Source organism: Pseudomonas citrullilanati, from assembly GCF_030580855.1.
Classification (GTDB): Bacteria; Pseudomonadota; Gammaproteobacteria; order Pseudomonadales; family Pseudomonadaceae; genus Aquipseudomonas; species Aquipseudomonas citrulli.
Genome location: NZ_JAUQOP010000033.1, coordinates 1 through 18,286, shown reverse-complemented (window position 1 = coordinate 18,286; position 18,286 = coordinate 1). Strand labels below are relative to the sequence as shown.

Annotated in this window: 18 protein-coding genes; 15 read left to right on the top strand and 3 right to left on the bottom strand. The window is 62.6% G+C overall.

The features are described from left to right. Positions 1 to 37: 37 nt before the first annotated feature. From Q6A48_RS19690 to Q6A48_RS19665, 6 genes are all read left to right on the top strand, one after another. Positions 38 to 871, top strand: coding sequence for an alpha/beta fold hydrolase (locus Q6A48_RS19690; protein ID WP_304555907.1), 834 nt, complete (start codon positions 38 to 40; stop codon positions 869 to 871). Further along, positions 868 to 2,349, top strand: a complete 1,482-nt coding sequence (locus tag Q6A48_RS19685) for an aldehyde dehydrogenase (RefSeq protein WP_304555906.1) — start codon at positions 868 to 870, stop codon at positions 2,347 to 2,349. Before Q6A48_RS19690 ends, Q6A48_RS19685 begins: the two co-directional genes overlap by 4 nt. A gap of 12 nt (positions 2,350 to 2,361) precedes the next feature. Further along, complete coding sequence (locus Q6A48_RS19680) at positions 2,362 to 2,847, top strand: flavin reductase family protein (RefSeq protein ID WP_304555905.1); 486 nt, start codon at positions 2,362 to 2,364, stop codon at positions 2,845 to 2,847. A 61-nt stretch (positions 2,848 to 2,908) separates the two neighbouring features. Beyond that, a complete protein-coding gene (locus tag Q6A48_RS19675) occupies positions 2,909 to 3,313 on the top strand; it encodes a carboxymuconolactone decarboxylase family protein (protein ID WP_304555904.1) in 405 nt (134 codons plus the stop codon). A 58-nt stretch (positions 3,314 to 3,371) separates the two neighbouring features. Beyond that, complete coding sequence (locus Q6A48_RS19670) at positions 3,372 to 4,124, top strand: GntR family transcriptional regulator (RefSeq protein ID WP_304555903.1); 753 nt, start codon at positions 3,372 to 3,374, stop codon at positions 4,122 to 4,124. A 1-nt stretch (position 4,125) separates the two neighbouring features. Next, positions 4,126 to 4,689 (top strand): NUDIX hydrolase, encoded by a 564-nt coding sequence (locus Q6A48_RS19665; protein ID WP_304555902.1) that lies wholly within the window; start codon positions 4,126 to 4,128, stop codon positions 4,687 to 4,689. A 6-nt stretch (positions 4,690 to 4,695) separates the two neighbouring features. Here Q6A48_RS19665 and Q6A48_RS19660 read toward each other — a convergent pair whose 3' ends face one another. Then, the gene (locus Q6A48_RS19660) at positions 4,696 to 4,989 is read right to left on the bottom strand and encodes a DUF1330 domain-containing protein (protein ID WP_304555901.1); all 294 of its coding nucleotides are present in this window, start codon (positions 4,987 to 4,989) and stop codon (positions 4,696 to 4,698) included. A gap of 80 nt (positions 4,990 to 5,069) precedes the next feature. On the opposite strand from Q6A48_RS19660, the gene ribBA reads away from it, so the two are divergent. The 8 genes from ribBA to Q6A48_RS19620 all read left to right on the top strand — a co-directional run bounded on the left by ribBA (position 5,070) and on the right by Q6A48_RS19620 (position 13,388). Then, complete coding sequence (gene ribBA / locus Q6A48_RS19655) at positions 5,070 to 6,179, top strand: bifunctional 3,4-dihydroxy-2-butanone-4-phosphate synthase/GTP cyclohydrolase II (RefSeq protein ID WP_304555900.1); 1,110 nt, start codon at positions 5,070 to 5,072, stop codon at positions 6,177 to 6,179. Between the two features lie 248 nt (positions 6,180 to 6,427). Then, the gene (locus tag Q6A48_RS19650) at positions 6,428 to 7,453 is read left to right on the top strand and encodes an ABC transporter substrate-binding protein (RefSeq protein WP_304555899.1); all 1,026 of its coding nucleotides are present in this window, start codon (positions 6,428 to 6,430) and stop codon (positions 7,451 to 7,453) included. After that, positions 7,450 to 8,382: an ABC transporter permease gene (locus Q6A48_RS19645; protein WP_304555949.1), complete on the top strand. Its 933-nt coding sequence runs from the start codon at positions 7,450 to 7,452 to the stop codon at positions 8,380 to 8,382. The genes Q6A48_RS19650 and Q6A48_RS19645 overlap by 4 nt, the downstream gene beginning before the upstream one ends. Positions 8,383 to 8,388: 6 nt before the next feature. Further along, positions 8,389 to 9,198: an ABC transporter permease gene (locus Q6A48_RS19640; protein ID WP_304555898.1), complete on the top strand. Its 810-nt coding sequence runs from the start codon at positions 8,389 to 8,391 to the stop codon at positions 9,196 to 9,198. A 17-nt stretch (positions 9,199 to 9,215) separates the two neighbouring features. Beyond that, complete coding sequence (locus Q6A48_RS19635; protein WP_304555897.1) at positions 9,216 to 10,367, top strand: ABC transporter ATP-binding protein; 1,152 nt, start codon at positions 9,216 to 9,218, stop codon at positions 10,365 to 10,367. A 37-nt stretch (positions 10,368 to 10,404) separates the two neighbouring features. After that, on the top strand, positions 10,405 to 10,890 hold the full coding sequence (locus tag Q6A48_RS19630; RefSeq protein ID WP_304555896.1) for a flavin reductase family protein: 486 nt from the start codon (positions 10,405 to 10,407) through the stop codon (positions 10,888 to 10,890). 29 nt (positions 10,891 to 10,919) lie between these two features. Next, on the top strand, positions 10,920 to 11,963 hold the full coding sequence (locus tag Q6A48_RS19625; protein WP_304555895.1) for an LLM class flavin-dependent oxidoreductase: 1,044 nt from the start codon (positions 10,920 to 10,922) through the stop codon (positions 11,961 to 11,963). A gap of 426 nt (positions 11,964 to 12,389) precedes the next feature. Beyond that, positions 12,390 to 13,388, top strand: coding sequence for an acyltransferase family protein (locus tag Q6A48_RS19620; protein WP_369811717.1), 999 nt, complete (start codon positions 12,390 to 12,392; stop codon positions 13,386 to 13,388). A gap of 69 nt (positions 13,389 to 13,457) precedes the next feature. On the opposite strand, the gene Q6A48_RS19615 is transcribed toward Q6A48_RS19620, so the two are convergent. Continuing rightward, positions 13,458 to 15,533, bottom strand: a complete 2,076-nt coding sequence (locus tag Q6A48_RS19615) for a TonB-dependent siderophore receptor (RefSeq protein ID WP_369811719.1) — start codon at positions 15,531 to 15,533, stop codon at positions 13,458 to 13,460. Positions 15,534 to 15,788: 255 nt separating this feature from the next. Between Q6A48_RS19615 and Q6A48_RS19610 the strand changes: the two genes are divergently transcribed. Further along, positions 15,789 to 17,585, top strand: a complete 1,797-nt coding sequence (locus tag Q6A48_RS19610; RefSeq protein WP_304555893.1) for a methyl-accepting chemotaxis protein — start codon at positions 15,789 to 15,791, stop codon at positions 17,583 to 17,585. Positions 17,586 to 18,095: 510 nt separating this feature from the next. Here Q6A48_RS19610 and Q6A48_RS19605 read toward each other — a convergent pair. Next, positions 18,096 to 18,286: YbdD/YjiX family protein (locus Q6A48_RS19605; protein ID WP_304555892.1), on the bottom strand; the 191-nt coding region annotated here is incomplete at its 5' end.

Below are 18,286 nucleotides of genomic sequence, written 5' to 3'. Positions count from 1 at the left end.
GGGCAACCACAATAAAAAAGGCATGCAGGAGCGCTCCATGATTCGGCTTACCGCTGAACTCACCCCGGCCGGCACCAGTTACCTGGCGACCGGCCAAGGCCAGCCCGTAGTATTGATCCACGGCGTGGGCCTGAACAAAGAAATGTGGGGGGGCCAAGTCGTCGGCCTGGCCACGAAATACCGTGTCATCGCCTACGACATGCTCGGCCATGGCGCCAGCCCGCGTCCGCAGAACGGTACGTCGTTGCTGGGTTATGCCGATCAGTTGCTGGAGCTGCTCGACCACCTGCAGTTGCCCCAGGCCACAGTCATCGGCTTTTCCATGGGCGGCCTGGTGGCTCGTGCGTTTGCCTTGCATTACCCATCACGGCTGCAAGGCCTGGTGGTGCTCAACAGTGTGTTCAACCGCAGCGCCGAGCAGCGTGCCGGGGTGATCGCCCGCACCGCACAGGCCGCCGAGCATGGCCCGGACGCCAACGCCGAGGCCGCCCTGTCGCGCTGGTTCAGCCGCGAATACCAGGCCGCCAACCCGGCGCAAATTGCCGCGCTGCGCCAGACCCTGGCGCAGAACGACCCGCAAGGTTACCTGACCACCTACCAATTGTTCGCCACCCAGGACATGTACCGCGCCGAGGACCTGGGCACCATCCAGGTGCCGACGCTGATCGCCACCGGCGAACTGGACCCGGGCTCGACCCCGGAAATGGCCGAGCAGCTGGCCGCGCGCATTCCCGGTGCCAGCGTTGCCGTGCTTGCCGAGCAACGGCATATGATGCCGGTAGAATCGCCTCGCCTGGTCAACCAGCTACTGCTGGAATTCCTCGACAAGGCGTACGCCCGACCCAATCCAATAAAGGGGAACGTTGCATGACACTCACACGCTTCCAGATGTGCATCGGCGGTGAATGGGTCGATGCCCTGTCCCGCAAGACCTTCGAAAGCCTGAACCCGGCGCTCGCACAAGCCTGGGCCGAACTGCCCGATGCCGACGAAGCCGACGTCGAGCGCGCCGTGCAGGCGGCGCAGGCGGCCTTCGACAGCCCGGCATGGCGCGGCCTGACCGCCACCGCGCGCGGCAAATTGCTGCGGCGCCTGGGTGACCTGATCGCCGAGAACAAGGAACAGCTGGCCCAGTTGGAAAGCCGCGACAACGGCAAGCTGATCCGCGAAACCCGTGGCCAAGTCGGCTACCTGCCGGAATTCTTCCACTACACCGCGGGCCTGGCCGACAAGCTCGAGGGCGGCACCCTGCCCCTCGACAAGCCGGACCTGTTTGCCTACACCGTGCATGAAGCCATGGGCGTGGTCGCGGCGATCATCCCCTGGAACAGTCCGCTGTACCTGACCGCCATCAAGCTGGCCCCGGCCCTGGCCGCCGGCAACACCCTCGTGATCAAGCCTTCCGAACACGCGTCGGCGACGATCCTGGAGCTGGCTCGCCTGGCCCTGGAAGCCGGGATTCCCCCTGGCGTGGTCAACGTCGTGACCGGCTACGGCCCCACTGCCGGCGCGGCCCTGACCCGTCATCCACTGGTGCGCAAGATCGCCTTCACCGGCGGTGCGGCCACGGCCCGTCATGTGGTGCGCGGCAGTGCCGAGAACTTCGCCAAGCTGTCCCTGGAACTGGGGGGCAAGTCGCCGAACATCATCTTCGCCGACGCTGACCTCGACAGCGCCATCAACGGTGCGATCGCGGGCATCTATGCGGCCTCGGGGCAAAGCTGCGTGTCCGGCTCGCGCCTGCTGGTGCAGGACGAGATCTACGATGAGTTCGTCTCGCGCCTGGAAGAACGCGCCAAGCGCATCCGCATCGGCAACCCGCAAGACGACAGCAGTGAAATGGGCCCGATGGCCACCGCCCAGCAATTGGCCGTGGTCGAAGGCCTGGTGGCCGACGCCATCGCCGAAGGCGCCCGCCTGCGCCTCGGCGGCAAGCGTGCGCAGCACTTGGGCGACGGCTGGTTCTATGAGCCGACCCTGTTCGAATGCGACCGCAATTCCATGAAGATCATGCAGGAAGAAGTCTTCGGCCCGGTGGCCTCGGTCATCCGGTTCAAGGACGAAGCCGAGGCCCTGGCGATCGCCAACGACTCGCAATTCGGCCTCGCCGCCGGTATCTGGACCCGTGACCTGGGCCGCGCCCATCGCCTGGCCCGCGACGTGCGCTCCGGGATCATCTGGGTCAACACCTACCGCGCGGTCTCGGCCATGGCGCCGATCGGCGGCTTCAAGAACAGCGGCTATGGACGCGAAAGCGGCATCGATTCGGTGCTGGCCTACACCGAGCTGAAAACGGTGTGGATCAACCTCTCCCAGGCCCCCATGCCTGACCCGTTCGTGATGCGCTAGGAGTCCTGAAAAATGATCGAACCCGGCATTTACAAAGAAGTCATGGGCTCCTTCCCGTCCGGCGTCACCGTGGTCACGACCCTGGACCCGGAAGGGAGCATCGTCGGCATCACCGCCAGCGCGTTCAGCGCCCTGTCGATCGACCCGGCGCTGGTGCTGTTCTGCCCCAACTACGCCTCCGACACCTACCCGATCCTGCGTGACAGCAAGCAGTTCGCAATCCACTTGCTGTCCGCCGACCAGACCGCCGAAGCCTACGCCTTCGCCGGCAAAGGCAAGGACAAGGCCAACGGCATCGATTGGCACCTGAGTGCCCTTGGCAACCCGATCCTGGCCAAGGCCACGGCGATCATCGAGTGCGAACTGTGGCGCGAGTACGACGGCGGCGACCACGCCATCATCGTCGGTGCGGTGAAACACCTGATCCTGCCCGAGCAACCGGTCACGCCGATGATCTACCACAAGGGCAAGCTCGGCGCCCTGCCCACTCTCGCCTGATGGCGACACGCCCCACAGGCGCCGACGTGGGGCCGGCAGACAATTTTGGGAGCATGCCACGATGAGCAACGACCAGTACGAACAGGGCCTCCGGATCCGCACCCAGGTGCTCGGCGAGGCCTACGTCAGGCGCGCCATCGAGAACGCCGACGACTTCACCCGGCCGCTTCAGGACCTGGTGACCGAATACTGTTGGGGTCACGTCTGGGGACGCGAAGGCCTGTCGCTCAAGGAGCGCAGCATGATCAACCTGGCGATGATCTCGGCGCTCAATCGCCCGCACGAACTCAAGTTGCATGTGCGTGGCGCCTTGCGTAACGGCTTGAGTCGTGAGCAAATACGCGAAATTTTGCTTCAGGTCGGCATCTATTGCGGCGTTCCCGCGGCGGTAGACAGTTTCCGGCTTGCCCGTGAAGCCTTCGCCGAAGCCGATGCCGAGGCCTCCAGTCAACCTTCGGCTGTTTGACCTGAACGTGCAGATGTTGCCCGTTGGGCATGGACAGCCATACCACAGAGCGGACCCCATGAAACGCCTGCCACTCGACGACAGCTTCAAGGTCAATCGCAACCCCGTTACCCTGCGCGAGATCGTGCTGGATAAACTGCGAAGCGCCATCATGAACTTCCAGCTCCTGCCGGGAGATCGACTGGTCGAGCGCGACTTGTGCGATCGCCTGGGCGTGAGCCGGACGTCGGTACGCGAAGCCCTGCGCCACCTGGAATCCGAAGGCCTGGTGGAGTTCGCCGATGCCAAGGGCCCGCGCGTGGCGATCATCACTCTGGCCGATGCCGGCGACATCTATGAGCTGCGCTGCGTACTGGAAGGCCTGATCGTGCAGTTGTTCACCCTGCGGGCCAAGGCCAAGGACATCAAGGCACTTGAGCGGGCCCTCGAGGAAAACCGCCAGGCCCTCAAGGAGGGCGAGCTGCAACAGGTGCTCGATTCGGTACAGGGTTTCTACGACGTGCTGCTCGAAGGCTCCGGCAACCATGTGGCCGCCACCCAGTTGCGGCAATTGCAGGCCCGCATCAGCTACCTGCGGGCGACGTCGGTGTCCCAGGAAAACCGTCGGGGCGCCAGCAACCAGGAAATGGAGCGCATGGTCGAGGCGATCAAGAGCGGCGATCCGCTGGCGGCCCACCAGGCGTCGGTGGACCACGTGCGCGCGGCGGCCAAGGTGGCGCTGGAATACCTCAAGCGCCAGCAGGAAGAAACCGGTGACATCCCCGAGATCACCGCGCCCATCGCGCTCAAAGAACCTCGCATAGGCCACTGACATGTTCAGCCCGAGCTTTTGTCCAAAGTGTGGCGGCAGTGACCTCAATCACCGCCTGCCAGCGGGCGATACCCATGTGCGGCTGATGTGCGACGGCTGTGGCTATATCCACTACGTCAATCCCAAGATCATTGCCGGCTGCATCATCGAGCAGGACGGCAAGTACCTGCTTTGCCAGCGCGCCATCCCGCCACGGCCCGGCACCTGGACCCTGCCGGCCGGTTTCATGGAAGGCAACGAGACCACCGAGCAGGCCGCGCTGCGGGAAGTCTGGGAAGAAACCGGCGTGCGCGCCGACATCGTCTCGCCCTACTCCATCTTCAGCGTGCCGAAGATCAGCGAGGTGTACATCATCTTCCGCGCCGTCGCCGTGGAGATCACCGGCCGGTTCGGCCCGGAAACCCTTGCCTGCCAGTTCTTCGCCCCGCAAGACATTCCCTGGGACAGTATCTATTACCCGGCCATCCGGCAGATCCTCGAACGCTACATCGAGGAGCGTCAGGCCGGGGTCTATGGCATCTACATCGGTAACGATGACAGCGGCAAGATCCACTTCATCCGCTGATGGGCCTCAAGGCGCCACGCCTTCGACAATGATCACTTCGGCCTGGGCCACTTCCTTGCGGTGACGCTTGGCCTCCTGATACTGCGGCGAGTGATAACAGGCCAACGCCTGCTCGTACGAATCGAACTCGATCACTACGCTGCGTTGCGGCGTCGGCCTGCCCTCCATGGCCTCGCTGCGCCCGCCCCGGGCCAACATGCGCGCGCCGTACAAGGCAAACGCCGCCGGTGCCCGCTGGGTGTATTGGCGGTATTGATCGAGGTCGGTGACATCCACATGAGCAATCCAGTACGCCTTCATAGTGACCTCTCGGTTTGTTTTGTATTATGGTATACCACAAGTTGTTTCCATCAAGCACGCCATCACGAAGAGAACCCGCCATGGCCTTTAACAGCATTCAGGAAATCATCGAAGACTACCGCCTGGGCAAGATGGTGCTGCTGGTGGATGACGAAGACCGCGAGAACGAGGGCGACCTGCTGCTCGCCGCCGACTGTTGCAGCGCTCAGGCCATCAGCTTCATGGCTCGCGAAGCCCGGGGATTGATCTGCCTGACCCTGACCGACGAGCATTGCCAGCGCCTGGGCCTCGAACAGATGGTGCCCAGCAACGGCAGTGTATTCAGCACCGCGTTCACGGTGTCCATCGAAGCCGCCACGGGCGTGACCACCGGCATCTCCGCCGCCGATCGGGCCCGCACCGTCGCGGCCGCAGTGGCGGTCGATGCCGGCCCCGCCGACATCGTGCAGCCGGGGCATATCTTCCCGTTGCGTGCCAAGGAAGGTGGCGTGCTGACCCGCGCCGGGCACACCGAGGCCGGTTGCGACCTGGCGCGCCTGGCCGGCTTCACACCGGCCTCGGTCATCGTCGAAGTGATGAACGACGACGGCACCATGGCCCGCCGGCCCGACCTGGAAATCTTCGCCCGCCAGCACGGCATCAAGATCGGCACCATCGCCGACCTGATCCACTACCGCCTGAGCACCGAGCACACCGTGGTGCGCATCGGGGAGCGCGAATTGCCGACGGTGCACGGCACCTTCCGCTTGTTCACCTTTGAAGATCGCATCGAGGGCGGCGTGCACCTGGCGATGGTCATGGGCGATATTCGCCGCGACGAACCGACCCTGGTGCGGGTGCATGTGATCGACCCGCTACGGGACCTGGTGGGCGCCGAATACAACGGCCCGTCCAACTGGACGCTGTGGGCGGCCCTGCAACGGGTCGCCGAAGAAGGTCGCGGCGTGGTGGTCGTGTTGGCCAACCACGAATCGTCCCAGGCGCTGCTCGAACGCGTCCCGCATCTCACCCAGCCGCCCAGGCAGTTCAGCCGCTCCCAATCGCGCATCTATTCTGAAGTGGGCACCGGGGCGCAGATTCTCCAGGATCTCGGCGTCGGCAAGCTGCGGCATCTGGGGCCACCGCTCAAGTATGCAGGGTTGACCGGGTATGACCTGGAGGTAGTGGAAAGTATTCCGTTTAGCGGGTAGTCCGGCTCGGCCACAGGCACAAAAAACCACCCCGGACAGATAGTCGGTCAGGCAAAATGCTTGCAGAAAGCTTGGAATACCATAATATGATATTCCATAGACCGAAGGCTTCAGCCAAGCGCACCCGGCAGGGACAGCGCGCTCAACCCGCCCTTGGCACGGTCAGCCGCAAGACCCGATGGACCCAAGCTCCCGATAAGCGGGCAGACACAAGCCCGCTCAATAAACACAACAATGAGGGCGTGAAAATGGTGTTGAAGAAAAGTGCAGTCGCCGTTCTTTTTGCGAGCCTGCTGGGCGTTGCCAGCCAGGCATCGACGGCGGCTGAGAGCGTCAATTTCGTCAGCTGGGGCGGCAGCACCCAGGATGCACAGAAGCAGGCTTGGGCCGACCCGTTCAGCAAGGCCAGCGGCATCACCGTGGTCCAGGACGGCCCGACCGACTACGGCAAGCTCAAGGCCATGGTCGAGAGCGGCAACGTGCAGTGGGACATAGTCGACGTGGAAGCGGACTTCGCCTTGCGGGCTGCGGCCGAAGGCTTGCTCGAACCGCTGGACTTTTCGGTCATCCAACGGGACAAGATCGACCCGCGCTTCGTGTCCGACCACGGCGTCGGCTCCTTCTACTTCTCTTTCGTCCTCGGCTACAACGAAGGCAAGCTCGGCTCCGGCAAGCCCCAGGACTGGTCCGCCCTGTTCGACACCAAGGCGTTTCCCGGCAAGCGCGCACTGTACAAATGGCCTAGCCCTGGCGTGCTGGAACTGGCCCTGCTGGCCGACGGTGTAGCGCAAGACAAGCTCTACCCGCTGGACCTGGACCGCGCCTTCAAGAAACTCGACACCATCAAGAAAGATATTGTCTGGTGGGGTGGCGGTGCCCAGTCCCAACAATTGCTCGCCTCCGGCGAAGCCAGCCTGGGCCAATTCTGGAACGGCCGCGTCTACGCCCTGCAACAGGACGGCGCGCCCGTCGGCGTGAGCTGGAAGCAGAACCTGGTCATGGCCGACATCCTGGTCATCCCAAAGGGTTCGAAAAACAAGGCCGCGGCCATGAAGTTCCTGGCCCACGCCAGCAGCGCCAAGGGCCAGGCCGACTTCTCCAACCTGACCGCCTATGCGCCGGTCAACGTCGACAGCGTCGCACGCCTGGACTCGGTGCTCGCTCCCAACCTGCCGACCGCCTATGCCAAGGATCAGATCACGCTCGATTACGCATACTGGGCCAAGAACGGTCAGGACATCGCGACACGGTGGAACGAATGGCTGGTCAAATAAGAATGTCGGCAACGGCAACCCCAGCTGCCGGGGGCGCTGCCAGCGCCGCCGGCGTGGCAACCGCCAAGGCAGTCGTTGCGCAAACCCCGTCGCTGGCCCAGCGCTGGCGTGGGCTCGGCAACCTCGCCCCGGCCCTGCTGTTCCTGGGCCTGTTCTTCCTGGCGCCGCTGATCGGCCTGCTGTTGCGCGGCGTATTGGAGCCGGTTCCCGGGCTCGGCAACTATGAGCAACTGTTCGCCAACTCAGCCTATGCCCGGGTGCTGTTCAACACCTTTTCGGTGGCCGGGCTGGTGACCCTGTTCAGCCTGCTGCTGGGGTTCCCCCTGGCCTGGGCCATCACCCTGGTGCCTCGTGGCTGGGGACGCTGGATCCTGAACATCGTGCTGTTGTCGATGTGGACCAGCCTGCTGGCCCGGACCTATTCCTGGCTGGTGCTGTTGCAGGCCTCCGGAGTGGTCAACAAGGCCCTGATGGCGATGGGCATCATCGACCAGCCGCTGGAAATGGTGCACAACCTCACTGGCGTGGTGATCGGCATGAGCTACATCATGATTCCGTTCATCGTCCTGCCGTTGCAGGCGACCATGCAGGCCATCGACCCGATGATCCTGCAGGCGGGCTCCATCTGCGGCGCCAGTCCCTGGACCAACTTCTTCCGGGTATTCCTGCCGCTGTGCCGGCCAGGGCTGTTCTCCGGCGGGCTGATGGTGTTCGTGATGTCCCTCGGTTACTACGTGACCCCGGCCTTGCTGGGCGGCGCGCAGAACATGATGCTGCCCGAGTTCATCATCCAGCAGGTGCAATCGTTCCTCAACTGGGGCCTGGCGAGCGCCGGCGCCGCGTTGCTGGTCGTCATCACGCTGGTGTTGTTCTACTTCTACCTGAAGCTCCAGCCGGAATCCCCGGTCGGCGCCAGTCACGCGAGGTAAATCGTCATGCTCCTGACTCCCAATGCCATGAGCCGGCGCATGCGCTTCGGTCTGTACGCCACCACCGGCCTGATCGGATTGTTCCTGCTGTTGCCGATCGTGTTCATCGTGTTGCTGTCGTTCGGCTCCTCCCAGTGGCTGGTGTTCCCACCGCCGGGCTGGACGTTCAAGTGGTACGGCCAGTTCTTTTCCAACCCGGACTGGATGAGCGCGGCGCTGACCAGCCTCAAGGTCGCCCTGTTGACCACGGCCTGCGCGGTGGCGCTGGGTTTGCCGACGGCTTTCGCCCTGGTGCGCGGGCGCTTCCCCGGGCGGGAGATGCTCTACGGCCTGTTCACCCTGCCAATGATCGTGCCGCTGGTGATCATTGCCGTGGCGGTGTATGCGCTGTTCCTCAAGCTCGGCTACACCGGGACGATGTTCGCGTTCGTGGTCAGCCACGTCATCGTCGCGCTGCCGTTCACCATCATTTCGATCATCAACTCCCTCAAGCTGTTCGACCAGTCCATCGAGGACGCGGCGGTGATCTGCGGGGCCTCGCGCCTGCAAGCGGTGTTCAAGGTGACGTTCCCGGCGATTCGCCCGGGCATGGTCGCCGGCGCCCTGTTCGCGTTCCTGGTGTCGTGGGACGAGGTGGTGCTGAGCGTGATGATGGCCAGCCCGACCCTGCAAACCTTGCCCGTCAAGATGTGGACCACCCTGCGCCAGGACCTGACGCCTGTGATCGCCGTCGCGTCGACGCTGCTGATCGGCCTCTCGGTATTGGTGATGGTGATCGCCGCCGCCTTGCGCCGGCGCAATGAACTCAGCGCCTGAGCGCCTAGGAGAACACGATGAGTGCTGTCAAAGACCCCGCACAACAGAACCACAAGGCCCTGGTCAGCCTGCGCGACCTGAACAAGCACTACGGTGACTTTGCCGCCGTGGACAGCATTTCCCTGGAGATCCAGGACGGAGAGTTCCTGACCTTCCTCGGTTCCAGCGGCTCGGGCAAGAGCACCACCCTGTCGATGCTGGCCGGGTTCGAAACACCCAGCAGCGGCGAGATCCTGGTGGACGGCAAATCCCTGGTCAACGTGCCACCGCACAAGCGCGACATCGGCATGGTGTTCCAGCGCTACTCGCTGTTCCCGCACCTGTCGGTACGCGACAACATCGCCTTCCCCCTGGCGATCCGCAAGCTTGCCCCGGCGGAACGCGACCGTCGTGTCGACGCCATGCTCAAGCTGGTGCAATTGGAACCATTCGCCCACCGCCGCCCTTCGCAACTGTCTGGCGGCCAGCAGCAGCGCGTGGCGATCGCCCGGGCGCTGGTCTATGAGCCTCGCATCCTGCTGATGGACGAACCCCTCGGCGCCCTGGACAAGAAACTCCGGGAAGACCTGCAGGACGAGCTGCGCCAACTGCATCGGCGGCTGGGCATCACCATCGTCTATGTCACCCACGACCAGGAAGAAGCCATGCGCCTGTCCCAACGCATCGCCATCTTCAGCCACGGCAAGATCGTTGGCCTGGGCAGCGGCTACGACCTTTACCAGAATCCGCCGAATGCCTTCGTCGCGTCGTTCCTCGGCAATTCGAACTTCCTCAAGCTCAAGGCCCAAGGCAACGCGGCGGCGAGTTTCGAAGGCCAATCACTGTCGATTCGCCTGACCGCCGGCCTGCAAGCCGACCAGGCCGTACTGTTGATGGTGCGCCCGGAAAAAGCCCTGGCCCTGAGCACCGAACAGGCGGCGCAACAACCGCTTGCGGCAGGCTGGAACGAAGTGTCGGCCAAGGTCGTGGAAGTGCTGTTCCTCGGCGAAAGCCAGACGTGCAGCGTGGTGACGTCCGGCGGCACCGCCATGACCGTCAAGGCCCTTTCCGCCGCCGGCATGCCGCTCAAGGCAGGCGACCCGGTGCGCGTGCGCTGGGCAACCGCCGATGCCTGCGTCTACACCCAGTGGGCCGAGAGCGACCTGAACAAAGCCGCCGGTGCCCATTGAGGCATCGCGTCATCACGTATGCGTAGAGGATTGTTAAATGATTGATGCCAATGTGTACAAGCAGGTCATGGGCTCGTTCCCGTCCGGTGTGACAGTGATCACCACCCTGGACGACGACGACCAGGTCGTCGGCCTGACCGCCAGCGCCTTCAGCTCGCTGTCGATGGACCCGGCGCTGGTGCTGTTCTGCCCCAACTACAGCTCCGACTCCTATCCGGTGCTGATCAAGAACAAGCGCTTCGCCATCCACGTGCTTTCCGGCGGCCAGCAGGACGAAGCCTACGCCTTCGCCCGCAAAGGCAAGGACAAGGCCCAGGACATCGAATGGACCCTGAGCGAACTGGGCAACCCGCTTCTGGCCAACGCCACCGCCATCATCGAGTGCGAACTGTGGCGCGAATACGAGGGCGGCGACCACGCCATCATGGTCGGCGCGGTGAAGAACCTGATCGTCCCCCAGCACACGTCGGGGCCACTGGTCTATTGCCACGGCAAGATGGGCGCCCTGCCCGTCCTCGCCTGAACCGATCGTCACTGACAAGAGAGAGCGCCATGAAATTTTCCCTGTTCGTACACATGGAGCGTTGGGACGAAAGCGTCAGCCATCGCCAGCTGTTCGAGGACCTGACCGAACTGACCCTCCTGGCCGAAGCCGGCGGTTTCAGCACCGTGTGGATCGGCGAACACCACGCCATGGAATACACCATCTCGCCGAGCCCGATGCCGTTGCTGGCCTACCTCGCCGGCAAGACCACCACCATCCACCTGGGCGCCGGCACCATCATCGCGCCGTTCTGGCATCCGCTGCGGGTGGCCGGTGAATGCGCGCTGCTGGATGTGATCAGCAATGGCCGCATGGAGGTGGGCTTGGCCCGGGGTGCCTACCAGGTGGAATTCGATCGCATGGCCGGCGGCATGCCCGCCTCCGCCGGTGGGCAGGCCCTGCGGGAGATGGTTCCGGTGGTCCGCGCCCTGTGGCAGGGCGACTACGCCCATGACGGCGAGATCTGGAAATTCCCGACGTCCACCAGCGTGCCCAAGCCGATCCGCAAGCCGCACCCGCCCATGTGGATCGCCGCCCGCGACCCGGACTCCCACAACTTCGCTGTCGCCAACGGCTGCAACGTCATGGTCACGCCACTGATGAAAGGTGACGAAGAAGTCCTGGACCTGAAGAACAAGTTCCAGGCGGCCCTGGACAACAACCCCGATATCCCGCGCCCGCAGTTGATGGTGCTGCGTCACACCCACGTGCATGCCGTGGACGACCCCGAAGGCTGGAAGGTCGGTGCCCGGGCGATCTCCAGGTTCTATCGCACTTTCGATGCCTGGTTCGGCAACAAGCAAGTGCCGGCCAACGGTTTCCTCGCGCCAAGCCCGGAAGAAAAGTTCGCCGAGCGTCCGGAATTCCAGCTGGAAAACATCCGCAAGAACACCATGATCGGCACTCCGCAGGAAATCATCGAACGCATCAAGTACTACCAGGAACTGGGAGTGGATGAGTTCAGCTTCTGGTGCGACAACAGCCTGCCTCACGCCGAGAAGAAAAAATCCCTGGAGTTGTTCATCAAGCACGTGGTGCCGGCGTTTCGCTGATCAGTTGCACCGCCATTCGCGAGCAGGCTCGCTCCCACAAGGGCCAGGGGTGCGCACAAACATTGCGTACGCCGTGGGACACCTGTGGGAGCGAGCCTGCTCGCGGTGGCGGGGTGCCTGTCGCACAGATTCGGAATGTACCGGCCATCACCCGTTCCCGCCCGGTGGATGATGGCTATATCAATGAGGAAATAACTTCCTGATCTAAATCTTGAAAAAAGAGGGTATCAGTCTGTTTGACGCCACAATCTTCTAAAAATGTAGAAATGGCGCTTTGGAGCGAGAAGCGGCCTGACCGAGACGCTGATGTCAAATCTGCCAATCTCCCGCATTTCCCCGCCGCTCCCCTGTAAACCGCTGTTCACCCACTGCAAACCCAAATAACTTCGCTCCCCAACGGATCAACTCTGATTAAGGATGATGCGCGTGGGGGTTTACCGTCTGCTGCTGGCCTTGCTCGTGGCGATTTCGCACATGGGCGTGACGTTCATGGGGTTCAACCCCGGCGTCGTCGCCGTGGTGTCCTTCCTGATCATCAGCGGCTTCGTGATGACCTCGCTGATCGAACGCAACTACAACGCTGTCGGGCGTATCGGCCTGTTCTACCTGGATCGATTGCTGAGGCTGTACCCGCAGTTCCTGTTGTACTTCGTCATGTCCTGTGTGGTGATTCACTTCCTTTTGCCCGGAACGCCCCAGGCGCAGGCCCTGACGCTGGAGAACATCGCCACCAGCTTGCCGATCCTGCCGCTGGGTTTCTACATGTTCGGCATCACCGTGCCCGAGATCCTGCCACCTGCCTGGTCCCTCGGGCTGGAAATGTGCTTCTACCTGCTGATCCCCTTCCTGATTCTCCATAGGCGCCGGGGGATCGCGTTCGCCGTGTCAGTCACCGTGTTCATGGTCGCGACGCTGGGCTACATCAATACCGATCTCTATGGCTACCGCTTGCTGCCCGGGGTGCTGTTCATTTTCCTGTGCGGCAGCTATCTGTACCGGGCTCGGGCAAAGGGCCTGTGGATGGCGGCCATCACCACGATCATCGCCGCGTCGATGTTCGTGGCGATTGTCATCGGGGTCATTCCCCGGCGTCCGTTCAACGCCGAAGTCACCCTCGGCATCGCCCTGGGCCTGCCGGCGGTGTTCCTGCTCGGCCGATTGAAATACCACCGGCTGGATGAGCTGCTGGGCAACATCAGCTATGGAGTATTTCTCAATCATTTTGTGGTGATGTACGTGTTGCGCGCGTTCTGGCCAGTGGCGTACAGCAACCTGATGATCACGGCGGTGCTGGTGCTGTCGTTCGCGTTGAGTGGGGTGTCGTACTACGGGGTCGAGCGCCCGGCGCTGAAGCTGCGCCATGCGCTGAGGGCGGGCGCTAAATACCGTGGGGCGCAAGGTCCCATCGGCGGCACAGTGGCCTAGTCGCCGACAGCGGTACAAAAAATGCCCGGGATTCAGGTCCCGGGCATTTTGCATTTCAACGCCGCGAAGTCAGAACGTCACGCTGGCGCTCAGCTTGGCGGTACGCGGCTCGCCGACGTTGACTTGCAACTGGCTGCCGGTGGAGGACGGGTAGTACTGCTTGTCGAACAGGTTGTCGACGTTCAGTTGCAGCGAGGTCTTGTGCCCGAATACCGGCGACTCCCAACGCAGGAAGGCGTCGGCGACGGTATAGCTGCTCAGCCAGAAATCGTTGGCGTTGTTGGCGGCGCGTTCACCGACGTAGCGCGCACCGGCACCGGCGTGCCAGGCGCCGAATTCGGCAGGTACGTTCAAGTGGTGGCTCAAGTACAGGCTGGCGGTGTGCTTGGGTGCGTCAGCGAGGCGTTGGCCTTCATCATCCGGATCGTCGAGGATTTCCGTGTGGGTGTAGGCGTAGGTGCCAATCAGGTCCCAACGCTCGGACAGGCGACCGGTGATGTCCAGTTCCAGGCCTTGGGAACCGACTTTGCCGGCGGCTTCCGACAGGGTCACGCCATTGACCGTAGAGGACGTCACGACGTTTTTCTTGACGATGTCGAACAACGCGAGGTTGATGTTCAAGCCTGGGAGCGGATCGTACTTGGCACCGATCTCATAGCTGCGGCCCTCCTCCGGATCGAAGGTCTTGCCGGCGTCGTCCACGGTGTCATTGGGCTTGAACGAACGGCTGTAGTTACCGTACAGCGACAAAGTGTCGGTGGCTTTGTAAACCAGGCCGAGGAAGGGTACGAAGGCGTCACCGTTGTCATCGCGATTGACTTCGTAGTTACTACCAAGCCCCTGGTCACTGTATTGATCGTAATGCTGATAACGACCTCCCAATACCAAAATCCAGCGATCGTCGAGATGCCAGTTGTCCTTCAAATAGACAGAGCTGGAGTTCAACTGGTTGCGCAGATCGCTTTGAGTTGGACTGATCACACTGGGCTCAGCCAGACCGCCATAAACCGGCGATGTGATATCGAAACCAGCCTGAGCCTTTCCACGGTAAGTCTTGCCACGGAATTGATCAGAAACCTGATTATCAACGCCAATCAACAAATCGTGACGTTGGCCAAGCAGCTCTTGCTTGCCCATGAAATCCCAACTGGCATAGCGAGTTTCGTCGTCATAATGAGCACCGTTGGCAGCCCGTTGAAAAACACCGGTTTTTGACAGGCTCGGCTGCGCAATCGAAAGACTGTACCGATCATTGTTCCAACCATAAGTCACACGGGTCTTCCACGCCTCACTCAACTCATATTCGAACCGCGCCGTAGCCGTCTCGCGAATCCCCACGCTCTTGGCCCAAGGCTCATCCAGGCGCTTGTCATAATCGATATCGGCCGGATGCCCGTTGGTGAACACCGTACCCCGGTCGAACGGATTGGAATATTCGTTGTATTCATAACTCAAATTCAACGAAGCCCGCTCCCCTGTCCAAGCCAAGGACGGCGCCACCAGCGTGCTCTCGTTGACGCCGTAGTTGCGCCAGTAATCCTCATGCCCGCGTTCGGCAATCAGGCGATACGCCAGGCCGGTATCGCCCAACGGTCCGGTGGTGTCCAGGGCCATGGTGCCGCCGCCTTCGCTGTAGGCAGAGCCGCTCAAGGTGGTGCTTTGGCTGTACTCGGGCTGCTTGCTGATGACATTGATCAACCCGCCGGGCTCCAAGGCGCCGTACAGCATCGAGGCCGGGCCCTTGAGCACTTCGACGCGCTCGGTGGTAGCGCTGAAGTTGTGCCCCAGGTTCGAACGCACGCCGTCGCGCAGGATCGAGCCGTCGTCGTTGGTACCGAAACCGCGCTTGACCAGCGAATCCCGCGAGCCGCCCAGGGTATTGCCCTGGCTGACGCCGCTGACGAACTTCATCGCATCGCCCAGCGAGCGCACCTGGTAATCGTCCAGTGTCTGCGGGGTCACCACATTGATCGATTGCGCTTCCTCCTTGATCGGTACATCGCTTTTGCTCGCGGTACTGGCTTGCGACGCCGTGTAGCCCTCGTCCTGGAGCGTACGACTGCCCTGGATGGCCGTGGCCGGCAGTTCGAGCGTGTCCTGCGCCCACAGCGGGGTCGCGATGAAGCAACAGGAGACGGTGGGCAATAAACACTGGATGAAGCGGTTGCGTCTGACGGGAGGGGTGGAACGATTCAAAGCGCTGCACTCACGGAGGGATGTTAATGAGAGCGACTATACTTTGAGAACCATTCCCAGTAAATACATCGTGGAGTGAGCCTGCTTCCACGATCGCTGGGCCGACGCCCCGCAGTGATATCAAAACGCCCTAATCCGCTAAAGCTTTGGCCCTCTCGGTCGAATGTATTCCATTGAGAGATTTTTTTGCCCAGGAGCAGCGGCATGCAGACGTTAAAGGCCTTGTACGAGTCTATCGAGATGCAGTTCTTCGATACGCTCACCAAAAAGTTGTCGAGCCTTTTCCTGCTGGTGTTGGTCAGCGGGCTGCTGTACTGGGTGGCCCTGAGTGCCCGTGCCGATATCCTGCTGCAGTTGCGCGGCGCGCAGCTTGATGCGGCGTTGCTGGGGCAAATCGAGAGCCGCCTCGACAGCCTCAGCCATGCCCTGCTCTTCGGCGCGTTCCTGACCCTGGCCATGATCAGTTTCATGGTCTGGTACTTCCGGCACCTGATCGTGCGCCCGGTCACCGCCATGACCAAGGCCCTGGAAGAAATCGCCAACGGTGAAGGCGACTTGTCCAAGGACCTGCCCTTGGTGACCCATGACGAAATCCGCGTGCTGGCCAGCACTTGCAACCGCTTCCTGGCCAAGCAGCGGGAGATCATCAGCAATGTGCAGGCGTTGACCGTGCACATTGCCGTCGAGTCGGCGCGCTCGCTCAAGAACATCAGCGACTCCAGCGACAGCGCGACCCACCAGGCACGGTTCGCCAGGGAAGTGATGGAGCAGAGCAATACCGCCGTGGGCCGCATCGAAGAGGTGTCGCGCCAGACCCAGGGCATTTCCAGCACCACCGCCCAGAACCTGAGCATGGCCCGAGACTCCTACGCCGAGCTGCTGGAAGTGACCGGCAACATCAGCGAAATCTCTGCCAGCCTCGGTGAGTTCGCCACGCTGGTGAGCGCCCTGAACCAGCGCTCTTCGAGCATCAAGTCGATCGTCGGACTGATCCAGCAGATTTCCGCCCAGACCAACTTGCTGGCCCTCAACGCGGCCATCGAAGCCGCCCGGGCCGGCGAAAGCGGCCGCGGCTTTGCGGTGGTGGCCGATGAAGTGCGCACCCTGGCCCAGAACGTCAGCCGGGCCACCGACGATATCTCGCGCAACATCGACGCCATGCTCGAAGAAGTCAGCTCCACCCACGAACAGACCACCCAGATCAGCCACAGCGCCCGGGAAACCCAGAAAGTGGTGGAGCGTGCCTCCGGCCATTTCGAAAGCATGATCAGCGACTTCGAATCCACCAACGGCAAGCTGGCGGACATTGCCGGGCATATCCAGCAGTTCGCCGACAGCAACACCGGCATCAACGACCGGGTGACCCAGATCCATGCCGACAGCCAGTCGATTGACCAGCGCATGCAGCAGTCGGCCACGGCCACTCGCGACCTGTCCGGCGTCGCCGAAAAGGTCCAGGCGCTGTTGGGCCGGTTCGTGCTGGGCCACGGCAAGCTCGACGCCGCGATCACCCGCGCCAGCGAATGCCGCGATACGCTCCAGGTCCGCCTGGAAGCGCTGCACCGCGAAGGCCTCAACCTGTTCGACCAGAGCTACCAACTGATTCCCGGCACCGATCCCAAGCAGTACATGACCGGCTACACCGAACGCTTCGCCCAGGTCTGCCAGGAGGAATGCGACAACCTCACCCGCAGCACGCCGGGTGGCAAGGTGTCGTTCATCGTCGACACCAAGGGGTATTGCCCGGTGAACAACAGCTGGGTTTCCAAGCCGCCCACCGGTGATCGCGCAGTGGACCTGCCGGTGTGCCGCAACAAACGGATCTTCAACGACCCGATCGGCCTGCGCGCGGCGGGCAACGTCCAGCGCTTCCTGCTCCAGACCTACCTGCGCGACACCGGGGAAATCATGACCGAGATCGACGTACCCTTCTTCTTCGGCGGCCGCCATTGGGGCAACTTGCGGGTGGGGTTCGATGCGGCGGTGTTGCTGGCGGAGTGATGTGGGTGGCGGGTGGGTGTGGCGAGCCAGTCGGCATCTTCGTCAACTGATACACCGCCTTCGCGAGCAAGCTCGCTCCCACAAGGGATCGGTGGTGTACGCCTAGCTTGAAACCACCCCAAAACACCTGTGGGAGCGGGCTTGCCCGCGATAGCGTCCGGCCAGTCGACACCTTCATCAACTGACCCACCGCCTTCGCGAGCAGGCTCGCTCCCACAAGGGATCGGTGGTGTACGCCTAGCTTGAAATCCCCCAAAACACCTGTGGGAGCGGGCTTGCCCGCGATAGCGTCCGGCCAGTCGACATCTTCGTCAACTGACCCACCGCCTTCGCGAGCAAGCTCGCTCCCACACAGGGTCGGCGGTGTACGCCTAGCTTGAAACCACCCCAAAACACCTGTGGGAGCGGGCCTGCCCGCGAAAGCGTCCGGCCAGTCGACACCTTCGTCAACTGATACACCGCCTTCGCGAGCAAGCCCGCTCCCACACAGGGGGTTGAGCTACCTCATTGTCAACAACACTTGGGCCCGGCCTTGCCGCCGTAGCGGGCTTCCTGGCGTTCGCGGAAGAACGTTTCGTAGTCCATCAGCGGCTTGTCCGGGTGTTGGGTTTGCATGTGCTCGACGTAGTTGTCGTAGTCGGGCATGCCGACCATCAGGCGGGCGGCCTGACCGAGGTATTTACCGAGGCGACTCAAGTCAT

What these genes read in the sequence shown, in the direction of transcription:
- Q6A48_RS19685 (WP_304555906.1), top strand. Translation starts at nt 868, where the DNA reads ATGACACTCACACGCTTCCAGATGTGCATCGGCGGTGAATGGGTCGAT.
- Q6A48_RS19610 (WP_304555893.1), top strand. Translation starts at nt 15,789, where the DNA reads ATGCAGACGTTAAAGGCCTTGTACGAGTCTATCGAGATGCAGTTCTTC.
- Q6A48_RS19670 (WP_304555903.1), top strand. Translation starts at nt 3,372, where the DNA reads ATGAAACGCCTGCCACTCGACGACAGCTTCAAGGTCAATCGCAACCCC.
- Q6A48_RS19635 (WP_304555897.1), top strand. Translation starts at nt 9,216, where the DNA reads ATGAGTGCTGTCAAAGACCCCGCACAACAGAACCACAAGGCCCTGGTC.
- Q6A48_RS19650 (WP_304555899.1), top strand. Translation starts at nt 6,428, where the DNA reads ATGGTGTTGAAGAAAAGTGCAGTCGCCGTTCTTTTTGCGAGCCTGCTG.
- Q6A48_RS19660 (WP_304555901.1), bottom strand. Translation starts at nt 4,989, where the DNA reads ATGAAGGCGTACTGGATTGCTCATGTGGATGTCACCGACCTCGATCAA.
- Q6A48_RS19665 (WP_304555902.1), top strand. Translation starts at nt 4,126, where the DNA reads ATGTTCAGCCCGAGCTTTTGTCCAAAGTGTGGCGGCAGTGACCTCAAT.
- Q6A48_RS19625 (WP_304555895.1), top strand. Translation starts at nt 10,920, where the DNA reads ATGAAATTTTCCCTGTTCGTACACATGGAGCGTTGGGACGAAAGCGTC.
- Q6A48_RS19630 (WP_304555896.1), top strand. Translation starts at nt 10,405, where the DNA reads ATGATTGATGCCAATGTGTACAAGCAGGTCATGGGCTCGTTCCCGTCC.
- Q6A48_RS19640 (WP_304555898.1), top strand. Translation starts at nt 8,389, where the DNA reads ATGCTCCTGACTCCCAATGCCATGAGCCGGCGCATGCGCTTCGGTCTG.
- ribBA (WP_304555900.1), top strand. Translation starts at nt 5,070, where the DNA reads ATGGCCTTTAACAGCATTCAGGAAATCATCGAAGACTACCGCCTGGGC.
- Q6A48_RS19675 (WP_304555904.1), top strand. Translation starts at nt 2,909, where the DNA reads ATGAGCAACGACCAGTACGAACAGGGCCTCCGGATCCGCACCCAGGTG.
- Q6A48_RS19690 (WP_304555907.1), top strand. Translation starts at nt 38, where the DNA reads ATGATTCGGCTTACCGCTGAACTCACCCCGGCCGGCACCAGTTACCTG.
- Q6A48_RS19680 (WP_304555905.1), top strand. Translation starts at nt 2,362, where the DNA reads ATGATCGAACCCGGCATTTACAAAGAAGTCATGGGCTCCTTCCCGTCC.